The sequence below is a fragment of the Bradyrhizobium sp. CCBAU 65884 genome, assembly GCF_028128835.1.
Taxonomy (GTDB): Bacteria; Pseudomonadota; Alphaproteobacteria; order Rhizobiales; family Xanthobacteraceae; genus Bradyrhizobium; species Bradyrhizobium ottawaense.
In genome coordinates, this window is record NZ_LBJU01000069.1 from 1 (window position 1) to 21944 (window position 21944).

18 protein-coding genes and 1 pseudogene are annotated in these 21944 nt (G+C 65.0%); 12 read left to right on the forward strand and 7 right to left on the reverse strand.

Annotation, left to right across the window (positions count from 1 at the left end):
- Positions 1-192: pseudogene (locus tag XI03_RS02825) on the reverse strand (uracil-DNA glycosylase); the annotation flags it as partial.
- A gap of 246 nt (positions 193-438) precedes the next feature.
- On the opposite strand from XI03_RS02825, the gene XI03_RS02830 reads away from it, so the two are divergent.
- From XI03_RS02830 to XI03_RS02840, 3 genes are all read left to right on the forward strand, one after another.
- Positions 439-2100, forward strand: a complete 1662-nt coding sequence (locus XI03_RS02830) for an electron transfer flavoprotein-ubiquinone oxidoreductase (RefSeq protein ID WP_097668756.1) — start codon at positions 439-441, stop codon at positions 2098-2100.
- A 308-nt stretch (positions 2101-2408) separates the two neighbouring features.
- On the forward strand, positions 2409-4205 hold the full coding sequence (locus tag XI03_RS02835) for a tetratricopeptide repeat protein (RefSeq protein WP_271591260.1): 1797 nt from the start codon (positions 2409-2411) through the stop codon (positions 4203-4205).
- Positions 4206-4230: 25 nt separating this feature from the next.
- Entirely contained in the window at positions 4231-5115 is an 885-nt protein-coding gene (locus XI03_RS02840; protein WP_271591261.1) for a 4-(cytidine 5'-diphospho)-2-C-methyl-D-erythritol kinase, read from the forward strand.
- A 123-nt stretch (positions 5116-5238) separates the two neighbouring features.
- Here XI03_RS02840 and XI03_RS02845 read toward each other — a convergent pair whose 3' ends face one another.
- The 5 genes from XI03_RS02845 to XI03_RS02865 form a co-directional block, all read right to left on the reverse strand.
- Positions 5239-6114: an alpha/beta fold hydrolase gene (locus tag XI03_RS02845; RefSeq protein ID WP_271591262.1), complete on the reverse strand. Its 876-nt coding sequence runs from the start codon at positions 6112-6114 to the stop codon at positions 5239-5241.
- A 7-nt stretch (positions 6115-6121) separates the two neighbouring features.
- A complete protein-coding gene (locus XI03_RS02850) occupies positions 6122-6754 on the reverse strand; it encodes a LysE family translocator (RefSeq protein WP_271591263.1) in 633 nt (210 codons plus the stop codon).
- Between the two features lie 43 nt (positions 6755-6797).
- Positions 6798-8060 (reverse strand): beta-ketoacyl-ACP synthase II, encoded by a 1263-nt coding sequence (fabF, locus tag XI03_RS02855; RefSeq protein ID WP_271591264.1) that lies wholly within the window; start codon positions 8058-8060, stop codon positions 6798-6800.
- 1 nt (position 8061) lies between these two features.
- A complete protein-coding gene (locus XI03_RS02860) occupies positions 8062-8577 on the reverse strand; it encodes a winged helix-turn-helix transcriptional regulator (protein WP_028141659.1) in 516 nt (171 codons plus the stop codon).
- Positions 8578-9103: 526 nt separating this feature from the next.
- The gene (locus XI03_RS02865; protein ID WP_026202916.1) at positions 9104-10111 is read right to left on the reverse strand and encodes a polyprenyl synthetase family protein; all 1008 of its coding nucleotides are present in this window, start codon (positions 10109-10111) and stop codon (positions 9104-9106) included.
- Between the two features lie 135 nt (positions 10112-10246).
- Here XI03_RS02865 and XI03_RS02870 point away from each other — a divergent pair, with 135 nt between their 5' ends.
- From XI03_RS02870 to glyS, 6 genes are all read left to right on the forward strand, one after another.
- Entirely contained in the window at positions 10247-10474 is a 228-nt protein-coding gene (locus tag XI03_RS02870) for a putative signal transducing protein (protein WP_018323354.1), read from the forward strand.
- Entirely contained in the window at positions 10467-11231 is a 765-nt protein-coding gene (locus XI03_RS02875; RefSeq protein WP_038972122.1) for a tRNA1(Val) (adenine(37)-N6)-methyltransferase, read from the forward strand. Before XI03_RS02870 ends, XI03_RS02875 begins: the two co-directional genes overlap by 8 nt.
- A gap of 214 nt (positions 11232-11445) precedes the next feature.
- Positions 11446-12354: a S49 family peptidase gene (locus XI03_RS02880; RefSeq protein WP_028141657.1), complete on the forward strand. Its 909-nt coding sequence runs from the start codon at positions 11446-11448 to the stop codon at positions 12352-12354.
- A gap of 105 nt (positions 12355-12459) precedes the next feature.
- Complete coding sequence (locus XI03_RS02885) at positions 12460-12651, forward strand: hypothetical protein (protein WP_028141656.1); 192 nt, start codon at positions 12460-12462, stop codon at positions 12649-12651.
- A gap of 234 nt (positions 12652-12885) precedes the next feature.
- A complete protein-coding gene (locus XI03_RS02890) occupies positions 12886-13821 on the forward strand; it encodes a glycine--tRNA ligase subunit alpha (protein ID WP_038948278.1) in 936 nt (311 codons plus the stop codon).
- Positions 13821-15929, forward strand: a complete 2109-nt coding sequence (glyS, locus tag XI03_RS02895) for a glycine--tRNA ligase subunit beta (RefSeq protein ID WP_271591265.1) — start codon at positions 13821-13823, stop codon at positions 15927-15929. Before XI03_RS02890 ends, glyS begins: the two co-directional genes overlap by 1 nt.
- 253 nt (positions 15930-16182) lie before the next feature.
- Here the strand turns inward: glyS and XI03_RS02900 are convergent, their stop codons facing one another.
- Complete coding sequence (locus XI03_RS02900) at positions 16183-16536, reverse strand: DUF1236 domain-containing protein (protein WP_028141653.1); 354 nt, start codon at positions 16534-16536, stop codon at positions 16183-16185.
- Positions 16537-16767: 231 nt separating this feature from the next.
- Here XI03_RS02900 and XI03_RS02905 point away from each other — a divergent pair, with 231 nt between their 5' ends.
- The 3 genes from XI03_RS02905 to XI03_RS02915 all read left to right on the forward strand — a co-directional run bounded on the left by XI03_RS02905 (position 16768) and on the right by XI03_RS02915 (position 21878).
- A complete protein-coding gene (locus XI03_RS02905) occupies positions 16768-16923 on the forward strand; it encodes a DUF3096 domain-containing protein (RefSeq protein ID WP_080670142.1) in 156 nt (51 codons plus the stop codon).
- A 96-nt stretch (positions 16924-17019) separates the two neighbouring features.
- Positions 17020-19971 carry a pyruvate, phosphate dikinase gene (gene ppdK, locus XI03_RS02910; protein ID WP_271591266.1) on the forward strand — a complete coding sequence of 984 codons (2952 nt, stop codon included), beginning with the start codon at positions 17020-17022 and terminating at the stop codon, positions 19969-19971.
- A 452-nt stretch (positions 19972-20423) separates the two neighbouring features.
- Positions 20424-21878, forward strand: coding sequence for a cell wall hydrolase (locus XI03_RS02915; RefSeq protein ID WP_271591267.1), 1455 nt, complete (start codon positions 20424-20426; stop codon positions 21876-21878).
- Positions 21879-21944 lie beyond the last annotated feature (66 nt).

The window sequence follows — 21944 nt, forward strand, 5'->3', positions numbered from 1 at the left end:
CTCGCCGCGCATCACCGCCGGCGCGGCGACCGGCCGCGGTGCCTCGACCGGAGGCGCCACGCGCGGGGCCGGCGGCGGGGCATCCAATTCCGCCAGGCGGTCGATCGGTTCCCCCGCGAGCGCGCAATCGACGCCGGCCTCCAGATAGAAGGCAAGAAGCTCGCGGACGGTGGGTGCGGGTTCGGGTATCATGGGAAAGTCTGACTATTAGAGCATAGCGTTTTCGAGCGAAGTGGGCACTCGGTTCGCGTGAAGAAAACGCGTCAAAAAAGATGGGACTTCCCCGGTTCTGGCCTACCAGAACCGGGGAAGTCCAGTTTAGGGCGCCTTGCACCCCTTTGCACCCCGGCGAAACGCATTTCCGTGGTTGTCCTACCCGGAAAAATCGGAAACAAGAGGGCGCAAATGACCAAGGACCGTCTCAAGGGCTGAGATCAGATGAGCACCGAAGAACTTCCCCCGCGCGAATCCATGGAATTCGACGTCGTCATCGTCGGCGCCGGCCCCTCGGGCCTGTCGGCTGCGATCCGGCTGAAGCAGCTCAACGCCGATCTCAACGTCGTCGTGGTCGAGAAGGGCTCGGAGGTCGGTGCGCACATTCTCTCTGGCGCCGTGATCGACCCCGCCGGACTCGACAAGCTCGTTCCGGACTGGCGCGAGGATTCCGACTGCCCGCTGAAAACGCAGGTTAAGGACGACCGCTTCTACTGGATGACGGCCGGCGGCGCGATCAAGCTGCCGAACTTCATGATGCCGCCGCTGATGGACAATCATCACTGCTACATCGGCTCGCTCGGCAATGTCTGCCGCTGGCTGGCGCGCAAGGCGGAAGCGCTCGGCGTCGAGATCTATCCGGGCTTCGCCGCGGCCGAGGTGCTCTATGACGACGCCGGCAACGTCAAGGGCATTGCCACCGGCGACATGGGCATCGGCCGGGACGGCAAGCCGAAGGACTCCTTCACCCGTGGCATGGAATTGCTCGGCAAGTACACGCTGTTCGCCGAAGGCGCCCGCGGCAGCCTGACCAAGCAGCTCATCGCCAAGTTCGCGCTCGACTCCAAGAGCGAGCCGGCGAAGTTCGGCATCGGCCTCAAGGAAGTCTGGCAGATCGATCCCGCCAAGCACCAGAAGGGGTTGATCCAGCATTCCTTCGGCTGGCCGCTCGACCTGAAGACCGGGGGCGGCTCGTTCCTCTATCATTACGACGACAACCTCGTCGCCGTCGGCTTCGTCGTGCATCTGAACTACGACGATCCGTACCTGTCGCCGTTCGATGAATTCCAGCGCTTCAAGACCCATCCTTCGATCCGCGGCACCTTTGAAGGCGGCAAGCGTCTCGCCTATGGCGCGCGCGCCATTACCGAGGGCGGCTACCAGTCCGTGCCGAGGCTGAGCTTCCCCGGCGGCGCGCTGATCGGCTGCGCGGCCGGCTTCGTCAACGTGCCGCGCATCAAGGGCGTACACAATGCGATGGGCACCGGCATGCTCGCGGCTGAACATGTCGCGGCGGCGCTGGCCGCCGATCGCGCCAATGACGAACTCGTCGAATACGAGAATGCGTGGCGCTCGTCGTCGGTCGGCAAGGATCTGTTCCTGGTCCGCAACGTCAAGCCACTGTGGTCGAAGTTCGGCACCGTGCTGGGCGTCGCACTCGGCGGCATCGACATGTGGTGCAACACGCTGTTCGGCGCTTCGCTGTTCGGCACCCAGGCGCACGCCAAACCCGATCGCGCCACGCTCGATCCGGCCAAGCAGCACACGCCGAAGAACTACCCGAAGCCGGACGGCAAGATCTCGTTCGACAAGCTGTCCTCGGTGTTCTTGTCCAATACCAACCATGAGGAGGACCAGCCGGTCCATCTCAAGGTCACCGACATGAACCTGCAAAAGACCTCTGAGCACGACGTGTTCGCCGGTCCCTCGAATCGCTATTGCCCGGCCGGCGTCTATGAATGGGTCGAGGAGGGCACGAGCCCGCGCTTCCAGATCAACGCCCAGAACTGCGTCCACTGCAAAACCTGCGACGTGAAGGACCCCAACGGTAATATCACCTGGGTTCCTCCGGAGGGTGGTGGCGGTCCGAACTACGAGGCGATGTAAGGGCCGGCCGAGCAAAAGGACCTGATCACGAGGGTGATCCGGCGCACGTTCGCGTGAGGACACGGCTGCGGCCACCGGTCGCGGCCACGATAAGGCCATACTGGCAGCGTCTTGGGACCGCTCTTGGCCGGTCACTTGGCCGATTTAAGGCGTGCGGAGGGGATCGTCCGGCCCGAATCCTTGCGGCGAAGCGCCAAAAGCGGCATTGTCCGCCGGACGGTTCCGGGTCCCGATGCCACCGGCCGCGTTCGCATGCGATACGGCCCTCTGCTGCAAACCCAGGCACTACCAACTCAAGGCGAGCCCTGATGTTTTCAAATCGTTTCAACCGCTGGACTGTTGCTGCCATCGCCCTCATGGGCACAGCGATCGCGACCGTCCCCGGCAGCGTCCTGGCGCAGACGCCGGATCACCCGGAGAACACGGCGGCGCAGTTTCCGACCCGAAACGATCTGAAGTCGCTCACGGGTGCCGGTAGCTATCTCGCCGCCCGCCATGCCAGCGTCGAGCGCGACGCGGCCTCCGCCGCTGCGTTCTACCGCTCGGCCCTGCGCACCGATCCCAAGAACAACGAGCTGCTTGACCGCGCCTTCATCTCGTCGGTCGCCGACGGCGACATCGACGAAGCGGTCAAGCTCGCCGAGCGCGTCCTCACCATCGACAAGACCAACCGCGTCGCGCGTCTCGTCGTCGGCGTGCATGATCTCAAGGTGAAGAAGTACGCAGCCGCGCAGACCAACATCAACCAGTCGATCCGCGGTCCGATCACCGATCTCGTCGCCACGCTGCTGTCGGGTTGGGCCGCCTACGGTGCCGGGGACGCCAAGGGCGGTGTCGCCACCATCGACAAGCTGGCAGGTCCCGAATGGTACCCGCTGTTCAAGGACCTTCACGCCGGCATGATCCTCGAGCTCTCCGGCAAGGAGAAGGACGCCGGCACCCGCTTCGAGCGCGCCTACAAGCTCGACGATTCCATGCTGCGCGTGACCGAAGCCTATGCGCGCTGGCTGTCGCGCAACAAGGATTCCGCCGCCGCGACCACCGTCTATCAGGCCTTCGACAAGAAGCTCGCGCGCCATCCGCTGATCCAGGAAGGCCTGCGCGAGACCAAGGCCGGCAAGAAAATGCCGCCGCTGGTCGATTCCGCCCAGGCCGGCGCCGCCGAAGCGCTCTACGGCATCGGTGCCACGCTGACCCGCCGCGGCGGCGAGGACCTGGCGCTGGTCTATCTCCAGCTCTCGCTCTACCTCCAGCCGACCCATCCGCTGGCGCTGCTCTCGCTGGCCGATCTCTACGAGTCCGTGAAGCGGCCGCAGATGGCGATCAAGGTCTATGAGCGCGTGCCGTCGACCTCGCCGCTCAAGCGCAACGCGCAGATCCAGCTTGCCATCGATCTGGATTCCGCCGACCGCACCGACGAGGCGATCAAGATCCTCAAGGGCGTTACATCGGAGGATGCCAAGGACCTCGAAGCGATCATGGCGCTCGGCAACATCGAGCGCGGCCGCAAGAGGTTCGGCGACTGCGGCGCGACCTATTCGCAAGGCGTCGACGTGCTGCCGCCCGGCAACGACAAGGCCAACAGCGTCTGGTACTATTATCGCGGTATCTGCGAGGAGCGCTCCAAGCAGTGGGCCAAGGCCGAGGCCGACATGAAGAAGGCGCTCGAGCTCCAGCCCGACCAGCCGCACGTCCTCAACTATCTCGGCTATTCCTGGATCGACCAGGGCGTGAACCTCGACGAAGGCATGAAGATGATCAAGCGCGCCGTCGAGCAGCGTCCCGACGACGGCTACATCGTCGATTCCCTGGGCTGGGCCTATTACCGCATCGGCAACTACGAAGAAGCGGTGAAGAACCTCGAGCGCGCGATCGACCTCAAGCCCGAGGATCCCACCATCAACGATCACCTTGGCGATGCCTATTGGCGGGTCGGCCGCACGCTGGAAGCTAAGTTCCAGTGGGCGCATGCGCGTGACCTCAAGCCCGAGCCGGAAGAGCTTCCGAAGATCGAGGCCAAGATCGCTAACGGCATGACCGAGGACAATTCGAACTCTTCAGCCGCGCAGGCGGAAAAGAAGAAGGACGACGGCAAGGGCGGTTGAGTTTTTCGTTGGGGGCTGATCGCCAATGTCGGCGTTGATTGAAGAAGGGCGCGCGAAGGTCAATTTGAGCCTTCGCGTCGTTGGCCGTCGCGCCGACGGTTATCACGATCTCGAAAGCGTGGTCGCGTTTGCCGACTGCGCCGATCGGCTCACATTGGAGCCGGGCGGCGAGCTGAAGCTCGCAACCACCGGACCGCTGGCCGCGGCCTGCGGCGATACCGCGGACAATCTCGTGTTCAAGGCGGCCAAGCTGCTGGCGGAGGCCGTGCCGAACCTGAAGCTCGGCGCGTTTGCGCTCGACAAGGTGCTGCCGGTTGCCGCCGGCATCGGTGGCGGCTCGGCCGATGCGGCAGCGGCGCTGCGGCTGTTGGCGCGTCTGAACAATCTGTCGCTCGACGATCCTCGCCTGCAGAAGGTCGCGCTCGCGACCGGCGCCGACGTGCCGGTGTGCCTGTTCTCGCGCGCCTGCGACATGACCGGCGTCGGCGAGCAGCTGCTGCCGCTCGCACTGCCGAGCATGCCCTGCGTGATGGTCAATCCGCGCGTGCCTGTGGCCACCAAGGATGTTTTCCAGCAGCTGGGCCTGCGCAACGGCGAGCTCCTGGTCGGCGCCACCTCGGTCTTCCGAGCTCCGGCCTGGCCGGAGGAGGGTGGGTCGATCGCCGATTGGGTCGACGTTCTCGAAAGCGTTCCCAACGATCTCGAAGCGCCCGCGCTGCGGATCGAACCCGTGATCGGCGAGGTGCTCGAAGCGCTGCGCGACTCCGCCGGCGTCAAGCTGGCCCGCATGTCCGGCTCGGGTGCGACGTGCTTTGCGATCTACGGCTCGCCCGCCGATACCCATGCCGCGGCCGAAAAGATCCGGCGCGATCACCCCGGCTGGTGGGTGCATGCGGGGACGTTGAGCTGAGTCTCTCTCCGGGGACGGTGCCGTAGGGTGGGCAAAGGCGCTTTTGCGCCGTGCCCACCATCTTTCCGATACGGAGACGGAAGCGTGGGCACGCTTCGCTTTGCCCACCCTACGGCAGTGCGGCTAACCCGCGCTTTGCTCGGTCAGCTCGAGAAACTTTCGGATCTCGCCCAGCACTTCCTGCGGCTTGTCGTGCTGCAGCCAGTGTCCCGCCCCGGCGATGGTCTCGACGCGCGCTTGCGGGAAATAACGCTCCAGGCCTGCTGCTCTGGCACCGGCGAGAAAACTTTCGCCGGCGTTCAAGAGCAGCGTCGGGCAGGTGATGCGCGACCACAGCGCGATGTGGTCGTCCGGCCAGAGCCGGTGCGGCGCCGAGGCGCGCTGATAGGGATCGAACTTCCAGCTATAGGTACCGTCCTCATTCTGCCGTGCGCCGTGCGTGGCGAGATGCAGCGCGAGGTCGCGGGACAGGCGCCTGTTGTGAAGCACCATCTGCGCCGCTGCGTCCGCCAGGGTCGCATAGCGGCGCGGCGAGCGGTCGTGCAGCTTGTCGAGCTGGACCACCCATTTGCCGATGCGCTCATGCGCCGGCGGCTTTGGCGTGTCCGGCAGCATCGTCACGCCGTCGAGCACGACCAGCTTCGAGACCTGTTCAGGGAATGACCCTGAAAAGATCAGGCTCACCATGCCGCCCATCGAATGGCCGACGAGGGTCACCTGAGACGCTGCGATGGTGCGGATGAGCTGGGCGAGATCGTAGACATATTCGGTCAGTGCGTAGCTGCCGCCCCTGGTCCAGTCGGAATCGCCATGGCCGCGCAGGTCGGGTGCGACCACGTGAAAATGCGGCTGCAACGACCGGGCGATGACGTCCCAGCTCCGGCAGTGATCGCGGCCGCCATGGACCAGGATGAGAGGCGGCGCGCCCTCATTGCCCCAATCGGCGTAATGCAGCCGTAGACCATGAGACTCGTAGAAGCGGCTTTGCGGGGCGGGCATCGGGGCGCTATCCATTCACAGGCCGCCGCACCAGTGCCAGCGACAGGCCGAGGCCTGCAATGAAGACGCCGGAGCCCTGCGTGAGACGTCGCACCAGGTGCGGCCGTCCGATCAGCTGCGTGCGTGTTGCGGAGGCCATCAGCACCACGACGACGTCGGCAAGCGTGTTCAACGCCACCGAGATCGCGCCCAGCATGATGAACTGCAGCGTGGGGCTCGATCCCGCGGGATCGAGGAATTGCGGAATGAAGGCGAGGAAGAACGCGGCGGTCTTCGGGTTCAGCGCCTCGACCAGCACGCCGTCGCGGAACGCACGCGTGTCACCGGCCGGCTCTCCCTCGAGCGACAGTGCGCGGCCGGCGCTCCGGAAAGTCTTGATGCCGAGCCAGACCAGATAGAGCGCGCCGACGAATTTGACGGCGGCGAACAATTCGGCGCTGGCGAGGATGATTGCGGAGATGCCGAGGCCGCCGGCGACGACATGAACCAGTCCGCCCAGCGCCGTGCCTGCGGTCGATGCAAACCCGCTGGTGCGTCCCTCCGACAAGGTCCGTGCCGCAACGTAGAAGATGCCGGGGCCGGGAACGGCGGCAATGAGACAGGCTGCGGCCAGGAACAGCCAGAAATTCGTTTCGATCATCCTGTTTTGGTAACGGAGCGGGCCGCGATTGCAAGGCTCTCGTTTAGCCCGCGCGGCGGAAGATCACGCTGGCATTGACCCCGCCGAAGCCAAAGCCGTTGGAGATTGCGTGTTGTATCGGCATCGGCCGCGCGCTGCCGGCGACGATGTCGATGCCCTCAGCGCCCGCATCGGGGTTTTCGAGGTTGAGCGTCGGCGGCGCGATCTGGTCGCGCAGGGCAAGCACGGTGAAGATCGCCTCGAGGCCGCCGGCGGCGCCGAGCAGATGGCCGGTGGCCGATTTGGTCGCGCTGACGGCGATGCCGCGGTTACGGCCGAACAGCGCGGCGATCGCGCCAAGCTCGCTCTCGTCGCCGGCGGGCGTCGATGTTGCGTGGGCGTTGAGGTGCTGCAGATCTGCCGGTGCAAGGCTCGCCTGCCGAAGCGCGATCTCCATGGCGCGGCGGGCGCCGTCGCCGTCGGGCGGGCCGGACGTCATGTGATAGGCGTCCGCCGTCGTGCCGTATCCGATCACCTCTGCGATCGGCGTGGCGCCGCGCGCGAGCGCATGTTCGAGTTCCTCGATGACAAGAATGCCGGCGCCTTCGCCCATCACAAAGCCGTCGCGGTCGCGATCGAACGGGCGCGAGGCCCGCGCCGGCTCCGCGTTGAACCCGCTCGATAGCGCACGGGCCGCGGCAAAGCCGCCGAGGCTGACGATGTCGATGCAGGCCTCCGCGCCGCCGCAGATCGCGATGTCGGCTTCGCCCGCATGGATCATGCGCGCGGCATCGCCGATCGCCTGGACGCCGGCGGCGCATGCGGTGACCGGTGTGCCGAGCGCGCCCTTGTAGCCGTATTTGATCGAGACGTGGCCGGCGGCGAGATTGGCCAGGAACGAGGGGATCGTGAACGGCGAGAGCCGGCGCACGCCGCGCTGCTCGGTGATGCGCACCGCCTCCGCCATCGCCGGGAAACCGCCGACGCCGGAGGCGATGATCGTCGCGGTGCGCTCCAGCGCGGCAGCATCCTGCGGCGTCCATTTCGCCTGCGCGATCGCCTCGGCGGCCGCGAGCAGCGCGAACAGGATGAAGCGATCCATCTTGCGCTGGTCTTTTGGTGCGGCGGCCTGCGCGGGATCGAAGCCGCCATCGGCATCGTCGGCCTTGTCGGGCACGAGTCCGGCAATGCGCGCCGGCAGCGCCTGCGCCCATTCGGGCAGCGGGCGCAGTCCGCTTTGACCGGCGAGCAGCCGGCGCCATGAGGTTTCGACACCGCAGCCGAGCGGCGACACCGCGCCCATTCCCGTCACGACGATACGACGCATATTACTCTCCAGCCGGCGCGACGGCCGGGTTCATGGCCTTGAGTGAAGCGATCCGCTTGCGCATGCCGCGGCTGGCGCGGGGACCGGCGACGACGACCGTATTGGCGAGCGTGATCGGCTGCATGTCGGTAGCGTCGACCACGACCGGATCGAACGGGCGAGCGTCGCTCCGGTTCGCCAGCAGAATGGATTCGCCCTTGGGCGCGAGATGCTTGTTGCCGAAGGCGAGCAGCGTAGCGATCACCGGGAAGAAATCCCGCGCCTTGTCGGTCAGAACGTATTCGTAACGCGGCGGCCGCTCATGATAGCGGCGCCGCACGAACATGCCACTCGCGGTGAGGTGAGCGAGGCGCCGCGACAGGATGTTCGGAGCGATCCCGAGGCTTTGCGAAAATTCGTCGAACTTCGTCGCACCCTGAAACGCATCCCGCAGGATCAGGATGCTCCACCATTCGCCGACCGTCTCGACGGCACGGCCGACCGGGCATTCCAGGATCGAGGGGGATTTGGGTTGCATGGCGGGAAGGTAGGTGAGTGACTTGCAAAATGCAAGTGACTGGGCAACCTCGTGCCCCGGACGCAGCGCAGCGCTTCTTCAGCGGTGCGCTGCAGAGCCGGGGCCCATGTTGCTGATGACTGCGGATGTCCCGTGGGTCCCGGCTCTGCGCAGCAACGCGAAGGGCGTTGCAGCGCGTCCGGGACACGAGAGTGACTGTGTTGTTGCCCCGAACTCCGTCATTGCGAGCGAAGCGAAGCAATCCAGACCGTCTCCGCGGAGGGATTCTGGATTGCTCCGCCTTCGCCAAGGCTTCGGCGGACAAGTCGCTGCGTTCGCAATGACGATGTGGAGATAGTCCGGACCTATCTCACCGGTGTCGTCCCGGCGAACGCCGGGACCCATAACCACAGGGAGTGGTTTGGCGAAGATCGGATGTTATCGGTACTTGCACCAAAGCTGTATCGATAGATCACGTGGTATGGGTCCCGGCGTTCGCCGGGACGACACCGAGTGTTTCGCTGGCGATGCGCCGAAACGCAAAAGCCTAGTGCGACCTTGCCAGACAGAACGCCACCACCTGCTCCAGCGCGCTCTTCATCGGCGAGGAGGGGAACAGCGCCAGTGCGTCCACCGCCATGGCGCCGTAGTGCTGGGCGCGGCTGAGCGTGTCCTCGAGCGCGCGGTGCTTGTTCATGAGCCCGATGGCGTGATCGAGATCGCTGTCGCCGATCTCGCCGCGCTCGAGCGCGCGGATCCAGAAGGCGCGCTCGGTGTCGTTGCCGCGGCGGAAGGCGAGCACGACGGGCAGGGTGATCTTGCCCTCGCGGAAGTCGTCGCCGGTGTTCTTGCCGAGCTTTGCGCTCTTGCCGCCATAGTCGAGCACGTCGTCGACGAGCTGGAAGGCGATGCCGAGATTCATGCCGACCGAGCGGCAGGCGGTCTGCTCGGCCTTGGGGCGGTTGGCGATGACGGGGCCGACCTCGCAGGCCGCCGCGAACAGCTCGGCGGTCTTGCCGCGGATCACGGCGAGATATTCGTCCTCGGTGGTCGCGGTGTTCTTGGCGGCGGCCAGCTGCATCACCTCGCCCTCGGCGATGGTGGCGGCGGCCGCAGAGAGGATGTCGAGCGCGCGGAGCGAGCCGACCTCGACCATCATGCGGAAGGCCTGGCCGAGCAGGAAGTCGCCGACCAGCACGCTCGCCTCGTTGCCCCAGAGCATGCGGGCCGACAGCTTGCCGCGGCGCATCTCGCTCTCGTCGACGACGTCGTCGTGCAGGAGCGTGGCGGTATGCATGAACTCGACGGAGGCGGCGAGCTTGATGTGGCCGTCGCCGGTGTAGCCGGCGAGGTTGGCCATGGCGAGCGTCAGCATCGGCCGCAGCCGCTTGCCGCCGGAGGAGATCAGATGGTTGGCGACCTCCGGGATCATGGTCACGTCCGAACCGGTCCGCGACAGGATCGTGGCGTTGACGCGCTCCATATCAGGGGCGACAAGGGCAACCAGCTCTTCGATCGACGCGCCGGGAGTTTCGAAAGGTACGATGACGGCCACGCCGGTCTCCAATATTTGCCCCGGAGGGGCTATTCTGACGGAAAGACAATAGAAACTGGCGGCGGATGCGGCAAGGCCCGCGGAACCATTGACATTTGCCGCTTTAGCCCCCTCTCAGGCAAGGAAACCTGCGTTTTGCGTGAACTGGTTCGGACCAACGATATGGTGCTGGTGTCGGCGATCGGCGCGCTGCTCGACGGCGCCAACATCCATCATCTGGTGCTGGACCAGAACATGAGCATCATCGAGGGCTCGCTCGGCATTTTGCCGCGGCGGATCCTGGTTCATGAGGACGACGCCCAGGAGGCGCGGGAGCTCCTCACCGAGGCCGGCCTCAGCCACGAACTGCGCGGCGATGAGTGAGGCCGCAGATATCACCGAGGACGCCTTTCTCGGCGGGCAATTGCGCCTGAGGCAGAAGCGGAGTGGCCACAGAGCCGGGCACGACGCCATTCTGCTTGCGGCGGCGACGGAGGCCCGCCCCGGGGACCGCGTGGTCGATTTCGGCGCCGGGATCGGCACGGCCGGGCTGGCGCTGGCCCGGCGCGTCGCTGGTATCGGGCTGAGCCTGGTCGAGATCGATCCGGAGCTGGCCGAGCTCGCGCGCGCCAATGCAGCCGCGAATGCGCTTGCCGCCGAGATCATCCTGCTCGATGTCACCGCCGACGCCACGGCCTTTGCGGCAAACGGGCTGCCGCCCGACAGCGTCGACGCGGTGCTGATGAATCCGCCCTTCAACGATCCGGCCCGGCATCGCGGCTCGCCGGATCAGGCGCGTCACACCGCGCATGTGGCGACGGAGGAGACCCTGCATGCCTGGGTGCATGCAGCGCGGCGCATCCTCCGATCGAATGGTGTGCTGACATTGATCTGGCGCGCAGATGGAATCGCCGATGTCCTGGCGGCGCTGTCACGCGGCTTCGGGAGCCTTTCGATCCTGCCGGTTCACGGTGAGGCGGGGCGGCCCGCGATCCGCGTGCTGGTGCGTGCGGTCAAAGGCGGCCGGGCTCCGACGCGATTGCTGCCGGGCCTCATGCTCAACGACGAGTCAGGCGTGTCCAAAAAAGAGGTGACGGAGATTCTGGAGGGGAGAGCGGCCTTGCCGCTGATGGAACCGTGACGGCTTACTGCGGAAGCGATTCCGACTGCTGCTCTTGCGGGGACGTCAAGCGGATCGCCATGAACAGCGCACCGATCAGCAGCATCAGCAGATAGATTTTCATGGTGTTCTCCGCTGCCTCATTGCAGCCTCCCAACGAGAAATCTGCAAAACACGTTCCAGGCACTTCCAATGACAGTCGCGTGATAAGAAATGGTTAATCAGAGGTAACGGCATGGCCGAACAATTGAAAGATCGTGAGAGTTCCGGCCTGGCCGACAAGCTCATGCAATATCTGCCGGCGCGCTTCCGCCCCGGTACCGCGGTCGTACCGGTGGTGCGGCTGTCCGGTGTGATCGGTGCGGTGACGCCGCTGCGCCCGGGCATGACGCTGGCGGGCGTCGCGCGGGTGCTGGAGCGCGCGTTCTCGTATCGGCACGCCAAGGCGGTGGCGCTGGTGATCAACTCGCCCGGCGGCTCGCCGGTGCAGTCGCGCCAGATCTACCTGCGCATCAAGCAGCTCGCGGCGGAGAAGAAGCTGCCGGTGCTCGTGTTCGTCGAGGACGTTGCGGCGTCCGGCGGCTACATGATCGCCTGCGCCGGCGACGAGATCATCTGCGATCCCTCTTCGATCCTCGGCTCGATCGGCGTGGTCGGCGGCAGCTTCGGTTTCCAGGAGGCGATCAAGCGGCTCGGCATCGAGCGGCGCCTTTACACGGCCGGCGCGCACAAGGCGATGCTCGATCCTTTCCTCCCCGAGAACCCCGACGACGTCGCCAAGCTGAAGGCGCTCCAGCGCGAAATCCATCAGATCTTCATTTCCCTGGTGAAGGAGAGCCGTGGCGCGCGCCTCAAGGGCGCGGACGACGCCCTGTTCACGGGCGAATACTGGGCCGGCGAGAGTTCGATCGCGCTGGGGCTCGCCGACAGCATCGGCGATCTCCGCTCAACTCTTCGTGCCCGCTATGGCGAGAAGGTTCTCACCCCCGTGATCGCGCAGCCGACCGGGCTGCTCTCCGGCTTTCTGGGCCGGAAATCGCCCGGCGCGGGGCAGCTTTCGGCCATGGAATCAATGGTCGGCCTGCCGGACGATCTGATCTCGGCGCTTGAGACGCGGGCGATCTGGGCGAAATTCGGGTTCTAGGCGCAGCCCTCCCGCGCCATTTGGCCTCTTGGCCTGCCGATTGCGGCGCAGCCCCGACTGCGCAACAATGTGCGTGGGGGCTGAGCACTCAACGAGGATCGACCGATGCCGCCGTTCGTCGCTTTCGCGGGCGTCCTGGGTGGGCTTGCCGTGGTCCGCTGGGCCTACAAGACTGCTGTCAGGATCAACCGGGAGCTGGAGGAGATGCGCCTCTCGCGCGTCGCCGAGGCCGCCCATATGGGGAACATCCAGACCCTGAAACGTGACCCCGTGACCGGAGCGTATCGGCCGGGTTAGGCGCGCCCCATGTAAGGTGCCCTAGGGTGGGCAAAGGCGCTCTTGCGCCGTGCCCACCATTCCCTTCGGCGATCGTGGCGACGATGGGGGGCACGCTTCGCTTTGCCCACCCTACGGCACCGTCACTCTACGGCGGCCGTTAAGCCCGAATCCGCCCCTTTGCCTTGATTCCCACTCCCGCCGTCGATACGGTCCCGCGCGATTCAAAACCCCCCGCGAGAGCCTGATCTGACGATGGACGCCTCATTGCCCGCCCATATGCGCCCGGAACGCTCGTTCCAGGGCTTCATCCTCGCGCTCCAGCGGTTCTGGGCCGAGCAGGGCTGCGTGATCCTGCAGCCCTACGACATGGAGATGGGCGCGGGTACCTTCCATCCGGCGACCACGTTGCGCGCGCTCGGGCCGAAGCCCTGGAACGCGGCCTATGTGCAGCCCTCGCGCCGGCCCAAGGACGGCCGCTATGGCGAGAACCCGAACCGGATGCAGCACTATTACCAGTTCCAGGTGATCATGAAGCCGTCGCCGCCGAACCTTCAGGAACTGTACCTGAAGTCGCTGGCCGCGATCGGCATCGATTCCGCCGTGCACGACATCCGCTTCGTCGAGGACGATTGGGAGAGCCCGACGCTGGGCGCCTGGGGCCTCGGCTGGGAGTGCTGGTGCGACGGCATGGAAGTCAGCCAGTTCACTTACTTCCAGCAGGTCGCCGGCTTCGAATGCGCGCCGGTCGCGGGCGAACTCACCTACGGTCTCGAGCGCCTCGCGATGTATGTGCAGGGCGTCGACCGCGTCTACGACCTCAACTTCAACGGCCGCGACGGCGATGCCAAAGTCACCTATGGCGACGTCTTCCTGCAGGCCGAGCGCGAATATTCGAAGCACAATTTTGAAGTCGCCGACACCGCGATGCTGTTCGAGCAGTTCAAGATGGCGGAGGCAGCCTGCCGGAAATATCTCGACGCCGGCTGGAAGGACGACAAGCGCGAGGCGCATCTGATGGCGCTGCCGGCCTACGACCAGTGCATCAAGGCCAGCCACGTCTTCAACTTGCTCGATGCCCGCGGCGTGATCTCCGTGACCGAGCGGCAGAGCTACATTCTTCGCGTGCGTGAGCTGGCCAAGGCCTGCGGCGAGGCCTGGATCCATACTGAAGCGGGCGGAGCGGCCTGATGCCCGATCTTTTGCTTGAACTGTTCTCCGAAGAAATCCCCGCGCGCATGCAGGCGAAGGCGGCCGACGATCTGCGCCGCATGGTCACCGACAAGCTCGTCGCCGAAGGCCTGGTTTACGAGGGCGCGAAGGCGTTCGCGACGCCGCGCCGCCTCGCGCTCACCGTGCACGGCATCCCCGCGCGCCAGCCTGACCTCAAGACCGAACGCCGCGGGCCCAAAGTCGGCGCGCCCGACGCGGCTGTGCAGGGCTTCCTGAAGGCGACGGGATTGAAGTCGCTGGATGAAGCAAAAATCCAGCGCGACCCCAAGGGTGATTTCTACATCGGATTGATCGAGAAGCCTGGCCGCGACGCGATCGACGTGCTCGCGGAAATCCTGCCCGTCATCATCCGCACCTTCCCCTGGCCGAAATCGATGCGCTGGGGCGCGCGCTCCGGCAAGCCGGGTTCGCTGAGCTGGGTGCGTCCGCTGCACGCGATCACCGCGACCTTCGGGCTCGAGACCGAAGAGCCCGATGTCGTGAAATTCGAGGTCGATGGCATCACGACCGGCCAGACCACCTACGGTCATCGCTTCATGGCGCCGGACGCGATTTCCGTGCGTCGTTTTGAAGACTACGAAGCGAAGCTGAAGGCCGCAAAGGTCATCCTCGATCCGCAGGCGCGCAAGGACATCATCTTCGCCGACGCCAAGGAGCTGACCTTCGCGCAGGGCTTCGAACTGGTCGAAGATCAGGTGCTGCTCGACGAGGTCTCGGGCCTCGTCGAATGGCCCGTCGTCATGATGGGATCGTTCGAAGCGGAATATCTCGCGATCCCGGACGAGGTGATCCGCGCCACCATCCGCAACAACCAGAAGTGCTTCGTCGTCAAGGATCCCAAGACCGGGAAGTTGACCAACAAGTTCGTCCTCACCGCCAATATCGAGGCGTCCGATGGCGGCAAGGTCATCGTATCAGGCAACGAACGCGTGATCCGTCCCCGCCTGTCGGATGCGAAGTTCTTTTACGAGACGGACCTGAAGACGAAACTCGAGGAGCGTCTGCCGAAGTTCGCGCAGATCGTGTTCCATGCGAAACTCGGCACGCAGGCCGCACGCATCGGTCGCATCGAGAGGCTAGCTGAGTACATGGCGACGTTGGTTGGGGCGGACGCCGCGAAAGCGAAGCGCGCCGCGCATCTGGCCAAAGCGGACCTGCTGACGGAAGTCGTCGGCGAGTTCCCGGAATTGCAAGGGTTAATGGGCAAGTATTATGCCTTGGCTCAAGGCGAGGATGCTTCGGTCGCCGCTGCGTGCGAAGAGCACTACAAGCCGCAAGGACCGACTGACCGGGTGCCGACCGATCCGGTGAGCGTTGCGGTCGCACTGGCAGACAAGATTGATACCTTGGTCGGTTTCTGGGCGATTGATGAAAAACCCACGGGAAGCAAAGACCCGTACGCTTTGCGCCGAGCTGCACTTGGCGTGATTAGAATTGCGCTCGATCGTGGATTCGATTTCTATCCGCGTCATTTCCTTGAGAAGCACGTTAGAGAAATCCGTCCGAGTCTATCCGCTATCGAAATCTCGGACATTGGTGATTCATTCCGAGTCTTCTTCGAGGATCGCTTAACCGTTCAACTGCGCGAAGACGGGGCCCGGCACGATTTGGTCGCTGCTGTTCTCGACCTAGGCGGACGCGAGGTGGGGCTTCTGTCTGTCGTTCGTCGAGTTGAGGCTTTGGGGAAATTTCTCGAAACGAGCGATGGTAAGAATCTCCTCGCTGGGACGAAACGCGCTGAAAATATCCTTCGTATCGAGGAAAAGAAGGACGGAAGAATCTATCACGATGATCCCGATCCAAATCTTTATACATTGATCGAAGAAAGAGATCTGGCCGCGGCGATCGACGAAATAGCACCTCAGGCGCGTGATGCTGTGTTTCGCGATGATTATGTTGCCGCGATGAGCGCCATGGCAAAACTGCGTCCGCCGGTCGATGCGTTCTTCGACAAGGTCCGCGTCAACGACGACGATGCGAAGGTGCGCGAGAACCGCCTCAAGCTGCTGAACGAGATTCGCAGCGCCACGCGCGCGGTGGCGGATTTCTCGAAGATCCAGGATTGAGGTCGCGCTCGCGGGGCAAATACCGCTGTCATTCCGGGGCGTGCGAAGCACGAGCCCGGAATCCATAACCACCATCGTGAGTATGGACTCCGGGCTCGCGCCAAGTGGCGCGCCCGGAATGACAGCGCAAAAAGCCCCGCCCGGCGGGGGGAAGACCGGGCGGGGCCTGATGTCCGATTTACACTGCTCGCGCCAGCCTGATTGAAGTGACGCGCCGGACATCTAGTCGATCAGTGCCAACAGTCGATCCGTGCTAGTCCAGCACCTCGACGATGCGGCGCGAGCGCGGCTCGACCAGAACGGTTTCGCCGTTCACGACGGTGTAGCGGTAGGTGGTGGCGCCGAAGCGTTGCGGCACGTCATAATAGGTGACGCCTGCCTCGGGTAATGTCGTGCCGACGATGATGCGATCGGGAATGCTGAAGGCGGGCACACGCTGCTCGACGACGTACTCGCGGAAGGCCGGCCGCTGTTCGACTGCGATGGTTGGGCCGCTGTCGACCACGGCGGGCGCGCGTCCGACGGTGACACCGCTTTGCGCCTGCGCCGCAAGGGGCGAGCCGATCGCGGCCGCGAGCGCTACAAGAGCGAGAATCCTGTTCCGCATGGACAACTCCTTCGACGTGAATTTTATTTTCGGACGCGCCAATGGCGCGACCGGTTGGCCAATGCATGCACCCTTCGCAATGTTCCGGGAAAAGGCCCGCCGCATTCGCGGCAATTTCAGGCAGTTTTCGTGGGTGCCGGAACTCGCATCACGTCTTGCGCGTCTCTACTCGCGGAACCGGGAGGGCTATGATCCGCCCGCGATTCGCCCCCCTCCACAGAAAGAAAATTCATGCACATCACCGTCGCCCACATTTCGCCGATCCTGTCGTTGATTGCGGGCGTGCTCATCCTGATCATGCCGCGACTTCTCAACCTGATCGTCGCGATCTTCCTTATTGTGAACGGTGCGATCGGGCTTGGGCTCCTGAAATGGCTCCGCCTCTAGGGGTTCATTTTCCGGAACTGTCCGACTTGCGCGGGCCCGCCCAAAATGGTGTAAGGCCCGCGAATTCCCATTCCTCTCGCAGGTTGTGTGCAAGCTATGGCCAAAGCCGCCTCGAAGCCCAATAAAACTCCAGCGAAATCAAAGTCTTCCGCCAAGGCGAAAGCCGCGCCGGCAGCCCGCAAGACGCTTGCCAAGAGCGCGCCCAAGCCGGTCGCCAAAGCTGCCGCAAAGCCGGTCGCCAAAACTGCCGCAAAGGCTGCTGCCAAGCCGGCTGCGAAGGCTGTGACCAAGGCGGCTCTGCCGAAGGTCGCTGCGAAGCCTGCGCCGAAGAAGGCTGTATCAGCCAAGGCCGCGCCGGCCGCGGGCAAGGCCGGCAAATGGGTCTACACGTTCGGTGACGGCAGGGCCGAGGGCCGCACGGAGATGCGCGACCTGCTCGGCGGCAAGGGCGCGAACCTTGCCGAGATGGCCAATCTCGGCCTGCCGGTGCCTCCGGGCTTCACCCTCCCGACCTCGGTCTGCACCTATTTCTACGCCCACGACAAATCCTATCCGAAGGAGTTGCAGTCGCAGGTTGAGAAGGCGCTCGACTATGTCGGCAAGTTGACCGGCAAGATCTTCGGCGATGCCAAGAACCCGCTGCTCGTCTCCGTGCGCTCCGGCGCGCGCGCCTCGATGCCGGGCATGATGGATACCGTGCTCAACCTCGGCCTCAACGATCAGACCGTGGAAGCGCTGTCGGAATTGTCGGGTGACCGCCGCTTCGCCTACGACAGCTATCGCCGCTTCATCACCATGTATTCGGACGTGGTGCTCGGCTTCGAGCATCATCACTTCGAGGAAATCCTCGACACCTTCAAGGACGGCCAGGGCTATACCCTCGACACCGACCTCACCGCCGAGGACTGGGTCGAGCTGGTCGGCAAGTACAAGGACGCCGTCGCGCGCGAGACCGGCAAGGACTTCCCGCAGGACCCGCACGACCAGCTCTGGGGCGCGATCGGCGCGGTGTTCTCATCCTGGATGAATGCGCGCGCGGTGACCTACCGCAAGCTGCACGACATTCCGGAATCCTGGGGCACCGCGGTCAACGTGCAGGCCATGGTGTTCGGCAACATGGGCGAGACGTCGGCGACCGGGGTTGCCTTCACCCGCAACCCCTCGACCGGCGAGAGCAAGCTCTACGGCGAGTTCCTGATCAACGCGCAAGGCGAGGACGTGGTGGCGGGCATCCGCACGCCGCAGGACATCACCGAGGAGGCGCGCCAGGAATCGGGCTCCGACAAGGCGTCGATGGAAGCGGCGATGCCGGAGGCCTTCAAGGAGCTGACGCGGATCTACACGCAGCTCGAGAAGCACTACCGCGACATGCAGGACATGGAGTTCACCGTCGAGCGCGGCAAGCTGTGGATGCTGCAGACCCGCGGCGGCAAGCGCACCGCCAAGGCGGCGCTGCGCATCGCGGTCGAGCTCGCCAATGAAGGCTTGATCTCCAAGAAGGAAGCGGTGACGCGGATCGATCCGGCTTCGCTGGATCAGCTGCTGCATCCGACCATCGATCCCAACGCCAAGCGCGACGTGATTGCGACCGGCCTGCCGGCATCCCCGGGTGCTGCTTCCGGCGAGATCGTGTTCTCCTCGGACGAGGCCGCCAAGCTTCAGGCCGACGGGCGCAAGGTCATCCTGGTCCGCATCGAGACCAGCCCGGAAGACATCCACGGCATGCACGCCGCCGAAGGCATTTTGACAACGCGCGGCGGCATGACCTCGCACGCGGCGGTGGTCGCGCGCGGCATGGGCAAGCCCTGCGTCTCCGGCTGCGGCACCATCCGTGTCGATTACGGCCGCGGCACCATGAGCATCGGTTCGCGCACCTTCAAGACCGGCGACGTCATCACCATCGACGGCTCGCTTGGCCAGGTGCTCGCCGGCCGCATGCCGATGATCGAGCCGGAGCTGTCCGGCGAGTTCGGCACGCTGATGGCCTGGGCCGACCAGGTCCGCAAGATCGGCGTCCGCGTCAACGGCGACACGCCCGACGACGCGCGCACCGCGATCAAGTTCGGCGCCGAAGGCATCGGCCTGTGCCGCACCGAGCACATGTTCTTCGAAGAGACCCGCATCCGCACGGTTCGCGAGATGATCCTCTCCGAGGACGAGCAGTCCCGCCGCGCGGCGCTCGCAAAACTGCTGCCGATGCAGCGCGCCGACTTCGTCGAGCTGTTCGAGATCATGAAGGGCCTGCCCGTCACGATCCGTCTGCTCGACCCGCCGCTGCACGAGTTCCTGCCGCATACCCACGCCGAGGTCGAGGAAGTGGCACGCGCCATGAATACCGACCCGCGGCGCCTGGCTGACCGCGCGCGCGAGCTCTCGGAGTTCAATCCGATGCTCGGCTTCCGCGGCTGCCGCATCGCGATCGCCTATCCGGAGATCGCCGAGATGCAGGCGCGTGCGATCTTCGAGGCGGCGGTCGAAGCCGAGAAGCGCACCGGCAAGGCCGTCGGCCTCGAGGTGATGGTGCCGCTGATCGCGACCAAGATGGAACTCGACCTCGTCAAGGCGCGGATCGATGCGACCGCGCAGGCGGTGATGCGCGACACCAACACCAAGCTGACCTATCAGGTCGGCACCATGATCGAGCTGCCGCGCGCCTGTCTGCTCGCGGCCGAGATCGCAGAGTCGGCGGAGTTCTTCTCGTTCGGCACCAACGACCTCACGCAGACCACCTACGGCATCAGCCGCGACGACGCGGCGAGCTTCCTCGGTCCCTACGTGGCGAAGGGCATCCTGTCGGTCGATCCCTTCGTCGCGCTGGACCAGGAAGGCGTCGGCGAGCTCGTCAAGATCGGCGTCGCGCGCGGCCGCAAGACCCGCCCGAAGCTCAAGGTCGGCATCTGCGGCGAGCACGGCGGCGATCCCGCTTCCGTCGCCTTCTGCCACAACATCGGCCTCGACTACGTCTCCTGCTCGCCCTACCGCGTGCCGATCGCCCGTCTCGCAGCGGCGCAAGCCGCACTCGGCAAGGCGATCGCCAGCCAGGCGTAAGCAGAACTAGAATGCTGGATGAAAGAGGCGGGGCCAAAACTCCGCCTCTTTTCGTTTTCGCGATGCTCTCGCCAACCCATCATTGCGAGCGCAGCGAAGCAATCCAGAATCTCTCCACGGCGGCGGCCCGGATTGCTTCGTCGCAACAGCTCCTCCAATGACGAGGCGGAAGCTCGGACAACAAGGAACCACACGCGCGTCCCGTAATGATACGCGCCAGCAAGAGTTCCTTCACCATTCGCGTTGACCGGTTGTTTACCGCTTCGCGTGAGGACGCGTTTACCACCGTGCGCGATCACCCCGTGAAAACACCTGCAATCGCTTGAGTGTGCCGCACGCGCAACGCCGATTAACGCCCCGGCAACCTAAATTGGATACTTACGATAAAGATCGAATTGCACGGATGTACTGCGTTTCGATTTTTCTGGCGTAAGCGTAGCGTGAGCGTATCGATGTCTGTGTTGCGTAACCATCCGAAGGGCGCGCGGTTCGCGTCCTTCGGCATCGGTCTCTGCATCTTCGCATTGATGCCGAGAGAGACCGGCTATCAGGATATTGCCTCTCTGCTGGCGCGCCAACCCGGCGTAGCCGAGCGTTGGCAGAAGCAGGTGTTCTCCGCGGCGTCCTCGATCCAGCTCGCCACCTACAGTTTTTCCCGCCCCATCGGCACCTCGGTTCCGCAAAGCGCGATGGTTCGTCTGGCGAGCCTCGATGGCCGCGACGTCACCGGCGCGATCAGCCGCAATCCGGCGCTGCAGGCTGCGCCGCGCTACCAGGCTTCCGACTTTCCCAAGGTCGATCGCTCCATGAAGGGTGATCGCCTCGCGACCGTTGCGCCGACCGAGGCTCCCGAGGCGGCCGCGCCCGCTGCGGCACCGGCGCAGCAGGATCCCGCGACGTCGAACAGCTCGGTGTTCGGCGCCAGGACCGCGGCGCTGCCGCAGGCGATGTCGCCGGAATCCGCGGCCGCCCTCGATCCCGAGCTCCAGGAAGCGCTCCGCGCGCCGCCGCTGCCGCAATATTCCAATCCACCGCGGGCCAGCGACGCCGCGCGCGCGTTCGCGGTGCAGCCGCTCGAGGCGCTTAAGCGGACCACTGCGCCGACGACGCCGGTGCGGGATCCCTTCAGCGTCAAGACCTCCAACCTGTTCTTCGGCAGCTCCTCGCTCGGCGGCAATCTCGAAAGCATCGAGAGCTGGCAACCCGGCGCCGAGCCGCTGATCGTGATGCCCGATCCCGACATGAAGGTGACGGCCTCGCTATCGCCGCCGACGGTGGACATCGCAAAGGATATCGAGAGCGGCGAGAGCGTCGCGCCGAAGGGCGAGGTCAACGCCGACAACCAGCGCGCCAGATCGCCGGCGGAGCGTCTCGCGCTCGACGACAAGTCGCGCGCGAAGTCCGAGAAGTGCCTTGCGGAAGCCGTCTATTTCGAGTCGCGCGGCGAGGCCGTTCGCGGCCAGATGGCTGTGGCGCAGGTGGTGATGAACCGCGTGTTCTCGGGCAAATATCCCGACACCGTGTGCGGAGCGGTCTATCAGAACAAGCACCGCCATCTCGCCTGCCAGTTCACCTTCGCCTGCGACAACAACGCCGACGTGATCCGCGAGCCCGAGATGTGGGAGCGCGCCAGGAAGATCGCGAAGGCGATGCTCGACGGCCAGATCTGGCTGCCCGAGGTGGGCAAGTCCACTCATTATCACGCCTACTGGGTGCGCCCGTCCTGGGTCGCCGAGATGAAGAAGATGTACAAGACCGGCGTGCACACCTTCTACCGCCCGCGCGCCTGGGGCGACGGAAGCGAGGAACCGAGTTGGGGTACGCCAGCCCAGACCGCTGCGCTGTCGGCCGAGCTCGCGCAGGAAGCCAAGAGCTCTGCGGAGATGGGCGTGAGCGAGCGGCGGTAGTCATTCCCAAAAGTTCGTCATGCCCGGGCTTGTCCCGGGCATCCACGTTCTTGGTGCTGCGGGACG

What these genes read in the sequence shown, in the direction of transcription:
- XI03_RS02900 (WP_028141653.1), bottom strand. Translation starts at nt 16,536, where the DNA reads ATGCGGAACAGGATTCTCGCTCTTGTAGCGCTCGCGGCCGCGATCGGC.
- XI03_RS02830 (WP_097668756.1), top strand. Translation starts at nt 439, where the DNA reads ATGAGCACCGAAGAACTTCCCCCGCGCGAATCCATGGAATTCGACGTC.
- XI03_RS02880 (WP_028141657.1), top strand. Translation starts at nt 11,446, where the DNA reads ATGGCCGAACAATTGAAAGATCGTGAGAGTTCCGGCCTGGCCGACAAG.
- XI03_RS02860 (WP_028141659.1), bottom strand. Translation starts at nt 8,577, where the DNA reads ATGCAACCCAAATCCCCCTCGATCCTGGAATGCCCGGTCGGCCGTGCC.
- XI03_RS02905 (WP_080670142.1), top strand. Translation starts at nt 16,768, where the DNA reads ATGCACATCACCGTCGCCCACATTTCGCCGATCCTGTCGTTGATTGCG.
- XI03_RS02885 (WP_028141656.1), top strand. Translation starts at nt 12,460, where the DNA reads ATGCCGCCGTTCGTCGCTTTCGCGGGCGTCCTGGGTGGGCTTGCCGTG.
- XI03_RS02840 (WP_271591261.1), top strand. Translation starts at nt 4,231, where the DNA reads ATGTCGGCGTTGATTGAAGAAGGGCGCGCGAAGGTCAATTTGAGCCTT.
- ppdK (WP_271591266.1), top strand. Translation starts at nt 17,020, where the DNA reads ATGGCCAAAGCCGCCTCGAAGCCCAATAAAACTCCAGCGAAATCAAAG.
- XI03_RS02915 (WP_271591267.1), top strand. Translation starts at nt 20,424, where the DNA reads ATGTCTGTGTTGCGTAACCATCCGAAGGGCGCGCGGTTCGCGTCCTTC.
- XI03_RS02845 (WP_271591262.1), bottom strand. Translation starts at nt 6,114, where the DNA reads ATGCCCGCCCCGCAAAGCCGCTTCTACGAGTCTCATGGTCTACGGCTG.
- glyS (WP_271591265.1), top strand. Translation starts at nt 13,821, where the DNA reads ATGCCCGATCTTTTGCTTGAACTGTTCTCCGAAGAAATCCCCGCGCGC.
- XI03_RS02890 (WP_038948278.1), top strand. Translation starts at nt 12,886, where the DNA reads ATGGACGCCTCATTGCCCGCCCATATGCGCCCGGAACGCTCGTTCCAG.
- XI03_RS02835 (WP_271591260.1), top strand. Translation starts at nt 2,409, where the DNA reads ATGTTTTCAAATCGTTTCAACCGCTGGACTGTTGCTGCCATCGCCCTC.
- fabF (WP_271591264.1), bottom strand. Translation starts at nt 8,060, where the DNA reads ATGCGTCGTATCGTCGTGACGGGAATGGGCGCGGTGTCGCCGCTCGGC.
- XI03_RS02850 (WP_271591263.1), bottom strand. Translation starts at nt 6,754, where the DNA reads ATGATCGAAACGAATTTCTGGCTGTTCCTGGCCGCAGCCTGTCTCATT.
- XI03_RS02875 (WP_038972122.1), top strand. Translation starts at nt 10,467, where the DNA reads ATGAGTGAGGCCGCAGATATCACCGAGGACGCCTTTCTCGGCGGGCAA.